This window comes from Streptococcus sp. HMSC067A03 (assembly GCF_001814295.1).
GTDB classification, from domain to species: Bacteria; Bacillota; Bacilli; order Lactobacillales; family Streptococcaceae; genus Streptococcus; species Streptococcus constellatus.
Map to the genome: position 1 here is coordinate 144892 of NZ_KV815646.1, position 12471 is coordinate 157362.

Below are 12471 nucleotides of genomic sequence, written 5' to 3' on the forward strand. Positions count from 1 at the left end.
CTAAAATAGACTTAGAAATTTCAGAAGAAACAGGATTAGATAATTTATGCCCAGAAGAAATTATAACAATGTACGTTCTAGAAGATGGATCGGTATACTACTTATTCTTATCGCAGTTGGTATTATTATACAGTACCTCATTCCAATCCTTCTTTCCATCGGCATAGGCTACGGAATTTACTACTATGCAACTCATAAACCGAAAAAAATCACAGAGCCCAGCGCCAGTCAGCAAATTGAAGATTTGAAACAGGAAATCAGAGCTGCAGATAGTCGAATCAAACAGCTGGACAATTATCTGAAAGAAAAATCTTATGCAAATTACCAACAATTAGCTGATCAGCTCTTGCCTCAATTGAGTTATATTCAAGGCCGAGCTGACACCTTAAAAAAATATATCTCGCCTGAAATTTACCAGCGAATTCAACGGAAAGTGCAAAATGTAACAACCGATATCCATGAGCAACTACACAATCTTCGCGCTCAAACTTCCGAAAGTTTAAAATCAAACTTGGAGGAATTAGCACCTGAATTACTTGAAACTATTCACAATATTCAAATCGACCACGAAGCGATTCTCAAGAAAATTTCTCAGTCAGAAAGCAACAACAAGGAAGAATTAACTGCGATCCATCAGTCTCAAATGGAGCATTATGAGGATATTTTGGAAGGCTACCTAAAAATCAAGACTTCACCGAAAGATTTTTATAATGCAGAAGAACGACTTTCTAGCGCCAAAGCAGCTATTGAGCAGTTTGATTTAGACTTGGATGAAACACTCCGTCAACTCAATGAAGCAGATCTACGAGATTTTGATATCAGCTTGAGGATTTTAAGTAAAAAAGAACCCAATACCGAACTATAACCATCAAAAGGAGACCTTATGAGCCAAGAATTTAACTTTGACATCGACAAAATCGCTAATAATGCCATTTCTAAAACAGACAGAACTACTGAAATCATCGAATCAACCGAAACACAAGCAAACGGACAGATGAACTTTTTGGAGAAATTAACTCCTGAACAACAAGATGCGATCATAGCAAAAGCCCCTCAGCTGGTAGATAACTTTATTTCCGATCAAAATACTCTTTTAGATTTTGGGCAGGCTGCAGTCGAAGAAGTTAATAATACTGTTAATCGCATTTTAGCCGAACAAAAGAAACTTCAAATCCCACAAGTAGATGAATTGTTAAAAAACACCAACAAAGAGTTAAATGGTTTTGTTGCTAAATATAAGGATACTCAAATTGCAGAACTAGATAAAAAGCCAAATTTTTTAGAAAAACTCTTTAAACAAAGTAAGAACACCTTGCAAGAGTTCTATTTTGATTCACAAAATATTGAACAAAAAATGGATAGTATGGCTGCCACTGTCGTCAAGCAAGAAGATCTGCTCGCACGCAATATCGTTTCTGCCGAAATGTTAATTGAAGACAACACCAAATCCATTGAAAATCTAGTCGGTGTCATTTCCTTTATCGAAGCCACTCAAAAAGAAGCTGGTGCGCGTGCCTCGACTCTTCAAAATGAGGTGGCACAATTAGATACTGCCACTCTCGATTACCAAACCAAATCACAAGAATTGGCTCGCTTAACTGAGGTTGTTAATACATTAGAACAACAACATACAGAATACATCAGCCGTCTATATGTCGCTTGGGCCACTACCCCGCAAATGCGTAATCTCGTAAAAGTATCTTCTGATATGCGCCAAAAACTTGGCATGCTCCGTCGCAATACCATTCCGACTATGAAGCTCTCTATCGCTCAACTAGGAATCCTGCAGCAATCAATGAAATCTGGTCAAGTAGCAGACGCTATTTCTAATGCCAACAATGCAGCGCTGCAAATGCTAGCTGAAACCAGCAAAGAAGTCATTCCACAAATGGAGAGGATTTCCCAAAATCCAACAATCGCTGTCGAATCCGTCACCAAATTAGCTGAAAGCTTAGTCGCTCAAAACCAAGGAATCATCTCTGCCATTGATAAAGGACGGGAAAAACGCGCTCTCCTTGAAGCAACTGTAATCAAATCCGCTGAAACCATTAATGACTCTGTTAAACTACGCGACCAAAAAATTATCCAAGCTTTGCTAGATCAGGGAAAAGAAATCCAAAAAGAAGTGGATGAACCGACTACAAGTGAGAAATAACGGGCTGAAACATGGAAGTAAGACAAAAATAAACTCTTGTGGTATGCTGTTTCATCCAAACAAAGTAACAGTATATAGCACTAACTCTTTGCCATGTAAATAATGACCAACCTCGTCAATTATGTGGGGCAGGACAACAAAATCACTTTCTTACGAAATACTGATTTTTGTCCCGCTCCCTTTTCTTTTTTATGTTACAATAAAAGGTATGGATAAGATTATTAAAACTATTTCAGAAAACGGAGCTTTCCGAGCTTATGTACTAGATAGTACCGAAACTGTTCGAACAGCTCAGGAAAAACACCAGACCCTTGCTAGCTCAACCGTAGCGTTAGGTCGCACACTCATTGCCAGTCAAATCCTTGCCGCAAACGAAAAAGGAGATACAAAAATCACCGTTAAAGTACTAGGGACAAGCTCTCTCGGTGCGATTATCACCGTCGCAGATACAAAAGGTACTGTCAAAGGCTATGTGCAAAATTCCGGTGTGGACATTAAAAAAACTGCAACAGGTGAAGTGTTGGTTGGACCATTCGTTGGAAATGGCGAATTTCTCGTTATTACGGATTATGGAACTGGAAATCCTTATCATTCTATGACTCCACTCGTTTCTGGTGAGATTGGAGAAGACCTTGCATTCTATCTAACAGAAAGTCAACAGACTCCTTCAGCCGTTGGCTTAAACGTTCTACTAGATACCAACGACAAGGTCAAGGTTGCTGGCGGATTTCTCTTGCAAGTTCTCCCTGGTGCCAAAGAAGAAGAAATCACCCGCTTTGAAAAACGAATCCAAGAAATGCCTGCTATCTCAACACTTTTGGAATCTGAAAACCATATTGAAGCCTTGCTTTCAGCTATCTATGGCAACGATCCCTACAAACGCTTGTCAGAAGAAGAGCTCCGCTTCCAATGTGATTGCAGCAAAGAACGGTTTTTAAATGCCCTCTCAAGTCTACCTAAGTCAGATCTTGGAGAAATGCGAGATGAAGACCACGGTGCTGAAATCACTTGCCAATTCTGCCAAAGTACATATCATTTTGACGAAAAAGACTTGGAGGAACTCATTCGTGACAAATCTTAATACCACTTTTTTGATTGGTGATGTAAAAATTCCCAACCGGACTGTTCTTGCTCCCATGGCAGGCGTCACCAATTCAGCTTTTCGGACGATTGCAAAAGAGCTGGGTGCAGGTCTTGTCGTCATGGAAATGGTCTCAGACAAAGGCATTCAATACAATAACAAAAAGACACTCCATATGTTGCATATTGACGAAGAAGAACATCCCGTTTCCATTCAGTTGTTTGGGAGTGACGAAGATAGTTTGGCGCGCGCTGCCGAATTTATCCAAGAAAATACCCAAACAGATATTGTGGATATTAATATGGGCTGTCCCGTCAATAAAATTGTCAAAAACGAAGCTGGAGCAAAATGGCTCAAAGATCCAGAAAAAATCTATTCCATTATCAATAAAGTTCGTTCTGTTCTAGATATTCCGTTAACCGTGAAAATGCGTACTGGTTGGGCAGATGCCTCACTAGCTGTGGAAAATGCTCTTGCAGCTGAAGCTGCTGGTGTGGCGGCTCTTGCTATGCACGGTCGTACACGCGAACAAATGTACACTGGGCACGCTGATCTTGAAACCCTCCACAATGTTGCGCAAGCCTTAACCAAGATTCCTTTTATTGCCAATGGCGATATTCGTACTGTTCAAGATGCTCAACAGCGTATAGAAGAAGTGGGGGCAGATGCAGTCATGATCGGGCGTGCTGCTATGGGCAATCCGTATCTCTTTCATCAAATTAACCACTATTTTGAAACAGGAGAAATCCTGCCTGATCTCAGCTTTGAGGATAAAATGCAAGTCGCTTACGATCATTTGAAACGTCTAATTGACCTCAAGGGCGAGCATATCGCTGTTCGAGAATTTCGTGGCTTAGCACCTCATTACCTCCGCGGAACAGCTGGTGCTGCCAAACTCCGCAGCGCTATTTCCCAAGCCAACAGTCTTGCAGAAATTGAAGAATTGCTACAAGTTTAAACATTAAAAAAACACCAATCATCTGGGAAATTATTCCTAAATGGTTGATGTTTTTTATTAGTCATTTCTACTAGGTATCCAGCCGAACCATTTCAGTCCTTGGTTGATTGCGGTAAATGAGATCTTCTCGAACAGAGAATCCTAATTTCTCCCAAAACTTGTTTCCTTCTGCATTCCTTTTAAAGACAACCAAGGCAACCTTATGAATTTTCAACTCATCTAAGACAGTTAAAACTGTTTCAACCAACTGTCGAGCAATCCCTCTCCTACGGTAATTCGGATGAACAGCTGTATGATAGATATACGCCCTTCGACCATCAAAGCCAACTAAAATCGCTCCAATAATTATTTGATTTTCTACTGCTACCAGACAAGTTTGAGGGTTCCTTTTTAGAAACTGTGCAATCCCCTCCTTAGAATCATCCAAATGATTTAAGCCCATACCTGCACATGACAGCCATAATTGGTAAACTTGGTCGTAATCTGCTTCTACCATTTCACGAATATCCATATTAAAATACCTTATCTATTCCCTGATGAATGCTTCGAATAAAAACTCAGAGCACTTCAAACTTCAATTTTCCAGCCTTGACACCGACTTTCAAGCTTTGTCCCGTTTTTAGCTCACCTACTAAAAGTAATTCTGATAAATGGTCTTCCACCCGAGTTTGTAGAATTCGACGCAATGGACGAGCTCCCATTTCAGGATCATAGCCCTCTTGAGCTAGAAGCTTCAAAGCACTCGGCTGGAATTTGAGTTTAATTCCTTTTTCTGCAAGACTAGAAATGAGCGGTTGCACCATAATTTTCACCACTTCCTGCATGTCTTCGCTAGTCAAACTGTGAAAAACAACCTTTTCATCAATTCGGTTAATAAATTCTGGACGATAAGCTTTCTTTAGCTCTTCCATCATTCGTTTTTCCATATTTTCATGATCAAAACGAACATCTCTTGCTCCAAAACCAACCGTCTTGTCGTCCCGCAAACTTGTCGCACCAAGATTGCTGGTCATAATGATAATGGTATTGGAAAAATCCACCTTACGCCCCTTGCTGTCTGTCAGCACCCCGTCATCTAAGACTTGGAGAAGCACATTGAAAATATCAGGATGAGCTTTTTCTACCTCATCAAAGAGGAGCACAGAGTACGGACGATTGCGAACTTTTTCAGTCAATTCGCCCCCTTCTTCATAACCAACATAACCTGGAGGCGCTCCATTGAGGCGACTGGCAGCAAATTTTTCCATGTATTCACTCATATCAAAACGAATCAGTGCTGTTTCGTCATCAAAGAGAACTTCTGCCAAAGCCTTAGCTAGCTCAGTTTTTCCGACCCCGGTTGGCCCTAAGAACATAAAGGAGCCAATTGGACGCTTGCTAGTGCGGATACCGGATTGATTGCGCCGAATCGCTCGACTAATAGCAGAAATTGCTTCATTTTGCCCAATGACCCGCTTGTGCAGTTCCTTTTCTAAATTGAGGTATTTCTTCGCATCTGTTTGCGTCAACTTTTGCACGGGAATACCTGATAAACTGCTGAGCGTTGCCAAAACATCCTCGTCTTTCACCCTTAATTTATAGACAATCGGCTGACTCTCTTTCTCCAACAACGTACTAACTTTGTTCCAATTGCCTGCCATTAAAGCCTCGTCTGCTGCACTTAATTCTGCTTTTACGTGATTTTGCGGACCTTTATTTTGTACTGTTGCAGCGGCTTCATCTAGCAAATCAATGGCCGAATCCGGTAGATGTTTGCTTGTTAGATAACGATGAGCATACTTAACAGCCGTCTCAATGGCCGAATCCGTAATCACGACCTTGTGGTGATCTTCATAAGTTTTCTTTAGCCCTTGTAAAATCGCAATACTATCAGCTACTGTTGGCTCTTCAATAGCAACCTTAGCAAAGCGCCGTGAAAGAGCTGCGTCCTTTTCAATATATTTCTGGTACTCTTCTTGTGTCGTTGCGCCGACCGTTCTGAGTGTCCCTCTGGCCAAAGCTGGCTTGAGAATGTTCGCTGCATCTAATGTCGAGTCAATCCCGCTACCCGACCCCATAATAGTATGAAGCTCATCAATGAAAAGAATGACATGTCCATCTGCTTCAATATCATTGATAATATTGTTCATCCGTTCCTCAAAATCACCACGAAAACGAGTTCCAGCCACCACATTCATTAAATCTAGCTCTAAAACTCTCATCTTTGCAAGCTCATTTGGAACTTGACCAGCTGCCACACGTTGCGCCAAACCAAGGGCTAATGCTGTCTTCCCAACTCCTGCATCTCCTACCAAAACTGGATTATTTTTCGTCTTGCGACTTAAAATCTGAAGCATGCGAGAAATCTCTTTATCCCGCCCAATGACCGGTTCTAAAAGGCCCATATGAGCCATTTCAGTTAGATCACGAGTATAATCTTCTAGTCCGCCACTGGTTGCAGGAGGCATTCCCATCATATTAGCCATCGTTTGTCTTGTTGCTGCAGCATTTTTATTTAGGTGACGAATCGCCTTTAAATCCTCTTTATTCCAGCTTGCCTTATGCTCTAAATTTTTCCGAAGATCTGTCATGCGTAGAGCACCTTCTTTATCTTCGTAACTAAAACCAATAAATTCAAGAATACGCGCTGCCAAACTTCCTCGGTCAAATAACATAGCTAGCAACACATGCTCTGTCCCAAGGTTCTTGGCATGAACCGCCTCTGCAATTTGTTCAGCAGTCAAAAATAACACTTTCATGCGATAAGAAAACGGCCAAATAGTAAAAGCTCCCTCTTGTTGATAGACTTTCCCCGTGATATGAAAAGCCGCCTTTTCAAAATCATCAATTTCAAGTGGATAATCATTTAAAACTGAACCAGCAACACTATAAGGATTATTTGCCATAGCAATCAACAGCTGCCAAGACTCTAAATAATCCGTTTCAAAATGACTTGCTAATAGCTGTGCTGATTCAATACTTTCTGTCAAAGCTTTTGAATGTTTCATATATTAGTTTTTCCCTTTTCTATCAACTTGCTGTAAAATTTTCTTTAACATCCGCGCACGAATCTGTGCAGCATTTGTCCCCAATACCCTGTCTGTTGTCGTTGCTAAAAGAAGATTCCCTTCTCGTTCTGTCATGATCTGTTCATCAAATAACAGCTGAATAATATCTGTAAAGACCTGATGGCTAATCTGCTCACCAACGCTATGCAACAAATCACAAAGCAACTCATGGTGATTGGAAAATTCAATTCGACCAATCCGAATATAGCCTCCTCCACCACGCTTACTTTCAACAACATAGCCACGACTCTCCGTAAAGCGCGTCTTTATTACATAATTTATCTGGCTAGGAACAACCTGAAAAACATCTGCAATCTCACTTCGCTTCAGCTCCGCAATCCCTGCCTGTGCCAAAAGAGCTTTAATATATTCTTCAATATTATCTGATGTATTTTTATTACTCATGACAACTCCTTTCTTTTTGGTCTCAGTCTATAAACAACTACCCACAACTGACATTGACTATCTTTGACTAATATTATACCGAAATTCTTCTCTTTTTAAAAGAAAAAGAGTTAAATGAAAAACTGAAAAGTCTGATTATTCAAGCAAGTGAAAAAGCTTATCTATCAGCAACAATTCAAGTGTAAACGCTTGCCTTTTAATTTTAAAGCGTTATAATATAGATGAAAATTTGACGATATCAATAAAAGGAGGCCAAATGAATGAAAATGGATTGGTTCAAATATACACGTCATATACTGGTTTGGTTGTTTTCAACTTTATTCTTTTTTACAATTATTTCTGCTGACTATGTAGATGTTCAAGTCGCCACATTAGTCGCCTGTTTATTTGCCCCGTTTTTATTTGAACCGTCTTCAATAAAACCTAAAACAAAATGGACAATTGATTTAGCCATCGTTGTTACCAGTGTTTTTGCTATTCTTTTTACACAAACTTATCGAATTGCTTTCACCTACTCTGAAATTACTTATTTACTTATCTCCTTAGTTGTTTTAATCTTTGTAGACTTAGTCATTTCACACAAAGGATTCACGAAACGAATTGTAAAATAGTAACCGCAGCTAAAAAAGGTTAGAGAACTTCATCTGTTCTCTAACCTTTTGTTTGCCATTTACATAATTGATTAACTTAGTTTTGTCCAAGTGCAGCAGCCATTGTAGCAGCTACTTCTGATTCAAAATCATTGGCAGCTTTTTCAATACCGTCACCTACTTCAAAACGTGTAAAGCTAGCGATTGTAGCCCCTTGACTTTCAAGGAATGCTTCAACAGTTTTGCTGTCATCCATAATATAAATTTGGGCTAAGAGTGTATATTGTTGGTCAACTTTTGTGTTATCTAACATAAAGCGATCCATCTTACCAGGGATGATTTTGTCCCAGATTTTTTCTGGCTTACCTTCAGCCGCAAGACCTGCTTTAATATCTTCTTCAGCTTGTGCAATCACTTCATCTGTCAATTGAAGTTTAGAACCAAATTTGTAGTGTGGAAGTGCTGGTTTACCAACCATTGCACGGCTTTCATTGTCTTGGTCAATTTTATGGTTCATTTGAGCCAATTCATCATGGATAAATTCTTCGCTCAATTCTTTGTATGAAAGAACGGAAGGTTTCATAGCAGCAACATGCATTGCTACATGTTTTGCAAGATCTTCGTCACTACCTGAAAGAACAGTAATAACTCCGATACGTCCACCATTGTGTTGGTATGCACCAAATACTTGATCACCTGCTTTTTCAACAACTGCAAAACGACGGAATGAAATTTTTTCTCCAATTGTAGCAGTTGCACTAACATAAGCAGCTTCAAGCGTTTCTCCTGAAGGCATTATCAAAGCAAGTGCTTCTTCATTATTCGCTGGTTTGCCTTCTGCAATCACTTTAGCCGTTTCGTTTACCAATTCAACAAATTGAGCATTTTTTGCTACAAAATCTGTTTCTGAATTCACTTCAACGATAGCAGCGATATTGCCATTCACATAAACACCAGTCAATCCTTCAGCAGCAACACGATCTGCTTTTTTAGCAGCTTTTGCCATACCTTTTTCACGAAGCAATTCGATTGCTTTTTCGATATCGCCATCTACTTCTACAAGTGCTTTTTTAGCATCCATGACACCAGCACCAGATTTTTCACGCAATTCTTTTACAAGCTTAGCTGTAATTTCTGCCATTTTGATCCTCCAATTAAGATATTACGATTTGATTGAATAAAAAGGGGAGGGCTAGGCCCCGCCCCATAGGTTCGTTACTTGATTATTCGTTTGAGCCTTCAACAACTTCAACGATTTCTTCAATAGAATCAGCTTGTGTATCAGTTGCAGCTAATTCTGCTTCTACTGATTCAACGTTATCTTCACCTTGACGCCCCTCGATAATCGCATCAGCCATTTTCGCAGTGATTAATTTAACAGCGCGGATAGCATCATCATTTGCTGGAATAATCACATCAATGTCATCTGGATCTGTATTCGTGTCGACCATCGCAACCACTGGAATACCAAGCTTCTTAGCTTCTTTTACAGCGATTTGTTCTTTATGTGGATCAACAACGTACATTACGTCTGGGATGCGAGGCATTTCTTCGATACCACCCAAGAATTTTTCAAGACGAGCGCGTTGTTTATTAAGAAGAGCGACTTCTTTCTTAGGAAGCACGTCAAAAATTCCGTCTTCTTCCATGCGTTTGATTTCTTTCAAACGAGCAACACGTTTTTGGATCGTTTCCCAGTTAGTGAGAGTTCCACCCAACCAACGGTGGTTGATGTAGTATTGACCTGCACGTTCTGCTTCATCTTTTACAGCATCAGCAGCTTGCTTTTTCGTACCAACAAACAAGATAACCGCATCGTTAGCAGCAGCATCGCGCATAAAGTCGTATGCTTGATCTGCAAATTTTACAGTTTGCTGAAGGTCAATTACGTGGATACCGTTACGTTCTGTAAAGATGTATTTCGCCATCTTAGGGTTCCAGCGACGAGTTTGGTGACCAAAGTGCACACCAGCCTCAAGAAGTTGTTTCATTGAAATTACTGCCATGAGTAAGATCTCCTTTTTGTTTTTTTCCTCTTTCAGATTTCAACTTGCAAAATCACCCGTAGGCAACAATTTCACAATTCATCTGAAATGAGTATTTGCCGATTACACGACATCTACTATCATATCAAAAGTTCTTCTATTTTACAAGAGGTATTCTTCTTTTTTATAGTCTTCTCAATCTCCATCCGTTTATTCTATAGTTTAATCTTAGATGATGAAGCGCTACAATTTTACCGATAGAAACAAATCTACACTCTTGACGAAAATGATTTTTTACGATAAAATAGTAAAAGTTGTGGCGGTATAGCCAAGTGGTAAGGCACGGCTCTGCAAAAGCTTGATCGTCGGTTCAAATCCGTCTACCGCCTTTCAATACCTGACCTGTCAGGAATCAACCGAACAAAAAGCCTGATTTCACAGGCTTTTTGTTTTACTTTGAAACTAATCTGGGAATAAATTTGAGGCTATCTATTTGGTAACACTTTATTTTGTTTATACATAAAAAGCGGACATCGCTGACCGCTTCTATTTTATTCACGTAATTCTGTACGGATTGCTTACTGTAATAGCTGACTACAGTTCATTTTATTCCCTTTTTCTATCTCTACAAAGCAACTTATATGTAAAAATTATACTCTCAATCTACAATACCCATTCTAATAAAGTTGCAAGGTCATATTTGTATGCACTCATTCTATCATAGATTTGTTTTTGCCATTCTTTATCAAGAGTTCCATCACTATTGACAAAAAAGTTAGCATCCATGTAACGAATAATCATAAATTCAGAAGTCTTTTGATCAAAACCGTTTCCACGACTGAAATCTATTCCCTTCCCTGTATTTTTAGTAACAATCGCTTCAAATAAAGGTAAAGTAATTTCATTACAAGGAACCTTCATATCAGGCATATCCCAAAATGTCTTTTTATCACTTTTGTACAGTGCAAGATTTGAAATCGTACCATTTGTTACACATTGTACTCTACGAATATCTTCAATACTAATTTTATGCTTTGAGCCATAAATGATACCACTGGCAATACGGATTTCTTTTTCTTTCATGCTAAAAGCCAATGTTATATCAAGAACCCTTAGGTTATTTGGGAAATCTTTTGTAAGTTTACTTGCTGCAAAAGCCAGTAGGATTGCTTTCGTTTCTAAAATGTTATGGCCATTATTGTAAATGGTGGTATCTGTATCAAATTCAGCCATATTCTTTCCATTCTTATCTCGAAAAATGAGATTATAACTTGAATTAGAGTTACAATAACGAAGTGACAAGATAGTAGAAACTTTATCAAATGAAATATTCAGATTTTTCTTTTCACTTTTTGCATCTAGATAAGAAAAACCATCATTTCTAACAATGACCGTACTTCCATTTTTACGGTTCAATTTGACTTCTTGATTTTCAAAAATAGTCTTCATAACTTCTCCTTAAAGATGATTTTTTTGTTCTATCAATCCTTATTATAACATTTTCAAAGAATTCTGTATTCGTTTTCAACAACTAGAAATCTATCATTATCAAGAGCATAAGCTCTTAGCGAGAATATCAAAACTTGCAAGTAAGCTAAAATAGCATATAAAAAGAGCTGGAAATTTTTCCCAACCCTTTTTATGTTTTTCAAGGAATTATAGCTCTGCAATTTGATTCAGATTTACTTCTGCAACCGTGTCATTGCCAAACATAGAGATAATCATTTTAACTTTGTTGTTGTCAATTTCGGTGATTTTACCTGTATAATCTGCAAAAGCTCCATCAATGATACGCACAGTATCGCCAACTTTCACATGAATATCGAATTCTTGAACGGTTTGTCCCATTGAAATCAAAATTTGGCGGATTTCTTCTTCCAAAAGCGGAGTTGGTTTAGAGCGATTTCCGTGTGAACCGACAAAACCGGTTACGTTTGGTGTGTTCCGTACGACAAACCACGCTTCATCTGTCATCACCATTTCTACCAAGACATAACCTGGAAAACGATTTTCTTCAACTTCTTTCGTTTTTCCATTTTTCTCTACTTGTACCGTTTGTGTTGGGATTTCCACGCGCAAAATGTTTTCCAACATATTGTAGGTTTGCGCACGTTGCAAAAGATTTTCTTTTACTTTATTTTCATAACCCGAGTAGGTTTGCAGAACAAACCAGCCTTTATCAAAACTGTCCATGAGTTCTTCCTTTCCTAAATAAAAAAGCCTGTGGGCTTCGGTTTCTTTCTAGCCCTA

Annotated in this window: 12 protein-coding genes and 1 tRNA gene; 6 read left to right on the plus strand and 7 right to left on the minus strand. The window is 39.0% G+C overall.

All coding sequences use genetic code 11. The features are described 5' to 3' along the window. The first annotated feature begins 46 nt into the window (after positions 1–46). From HMPREF2963_RS02960 to dusB, 4 genes are all read left to right on the plus strand, one after another. Positions 47–865, plus strand: a complete 819-nt coding sequence (locus tag HMPREF2963_RS02960) for a hypothetical protein (RefSeq protein ID WP_006269727.1) — start codon at positions 47–49, stop codon at positions 863–865. Between the two features lie 18 nt (positions 866–883). Continuing rightward, positions 884–2155, plus strand: a complete 1272-nt coding sequence (locus tag HMPREF2963_RS02965) for a toxic anion resistance protein (RefSeq protein ID WP_049493814.1) — start codon at positions 884–886, stop codon at positions 2153–2155. A 208-nt stretch (positions 2156–2363) separates the two neighbouring features. Further along, positions 2364–3236: an Hsp33 family molecular chaperone HslO gene (gene hslO / locus HMPREF2963_RS02970; protein ID WP_070668564.1), complete on the plus strand. Its 873-nt coding sequence runs from the start codon at positions 2364–2366 to the stop codon at positions 3234–3236. Continuing rightward, complete coding sequence (dusB, locus tag HMPREF2963_RS02975) at positions 3223–4194, plus strand: tRNA dihydrouridine synthase DusB (protein ID WP_070668567.1); 972 nt, start codon at positions 3223–3225, stop codon at positions 4192–4194. Before hslO ends, dusB begins: the two co-directional genes overlap by 14 nt. A 70-nt stretch (positions 4195–4264) precedes the next feature. Here the strand turns inward: dusB and HMPREF2963_RS02980 are convergent, their stop codons facing one another. The 3 genes from HMPREF2963_RS02980 to HMPREF2963_RS02990 are packed head-to-tail and all read right to left on the minus strand — an operon-like array spanning position 4265 to position 7646. Then, positions 4265–4705, minus strand: a complete 441-nt coding sequence (locus HMPREF2963_RS02980; protein ID WP_049493818.1) for a GNAT family N-acetyltransferase — start codon at positions 4703–4705, stop codon at positions 4265–4267. Positions 4706–4751: 46 nt separating this feature from the next. Further along, positions 4752–7181 (minus strand): ATP-dependent Clp protease ATP-binding subunit, encoded by a 2430-nt coding sequence (locus tag HMPREF2963_RS02985; RefSeq protein WP_070668570.1) that lies wholly within the window; start codon positions 7179–7181, stop codon positions 4752–4754. 3 nt (positions 7182–7184) lie between these two features. Further along, complete coding sequence (locus tag HMPREF2963_RS02990; protein WP_006269722.1) at positions 7185–7646, minus strand: CtsR family transcriptional regulator; 462 nt, start codon at positions 7644–7646, stop codon at positions 7185–7187. A gap of 260 nt (positions 7647–7906) precedes the next feature. Here HMPREF2963_RS02990 and HMPREF2963_RS02995 point away from each other — a divergent pair, with 260 nt between their 5' ends. After that, complete coding sequence (locus tag HMPREF2963_RS02995; RefSeq protein ID WP_003071086.1) at positions 7907–8257, plus strand: hypothetical protein; 351 nt, start codon at positions 7907–7909, stop codon at positions 8255–8257. Positions 8258–8333: 76 nt separating this feature from the next. Here the strand turns inward: HMPREF2963_RS02995 and tsf are convergent, their stop codons facing one another. Further along, positions 8334–9377 carry a translation elongation factor Ts gene (gene tsf, locus HMPREF2963_RS03000; protein ID WP_070668573.1) on the minus strand — a complete coding sequence of 348 codons (1044 nt, stop codon included), beginning with the start codon at positions 9375–9377 and terminating at the stop codon, positions 8334–8336. A gap of 82 nt (positions 9378–9459) precedes the next feature. Next, positions 9460–10242 carry a 30S ribosomal protein S2 gene (rpsB, locus tag HMPREF2963_RS03005; protein WP_003071092.1) on the minus strand — a complete coding sequence of 261 codons (783 nt, stop codon included), beginning with the start codon at positions 10240–10242 and terminating at the stop codon, positions 9460–9462. Positions 10243–10539: 297 nt separating this feature from the next. On the opposite strand from rpsB, the gene HMPREF2963_RS03010 reads away from it, so the two are divergent. After that, positions 10540–10610 (plus strand) — tRNA-Cys (locus HMPREF2963_RS03010). Positions 10611–10884: 274 nt separating this feature from the next. Here HMPREF2963_RS03010 and HMPREF2963_RS03015 read toward each other — a convergent pair. Both HMPREF2963_RS03015 and nusG read right to left on the minus strand, forming a co-directional pair. Next, on the minus strand, positions 10885–11670 hold the full coding sequence (locus HMPREF2963_RS03015; protein WP_070668576.1) for a hypothetical protein: 786 nt from the start codon (positions 11668–11670) through the stop codon (positions 10885–10887). A 207-nt stretch (positions 11671–11877) separates the two neighbouring features. Then, positions 11878–12414, minus strand: a complete 537-nt coding sequence (gene nusG, locus HMPREF2963_RS03020) for a transcription termination/antitermination protein NusG (protein ID WP_003071098.1) — start codon at positions 12412–12414, stop codon at positions 11878–11880. Positions 12415–12471 lie beyond the last annotated feature (57 nt).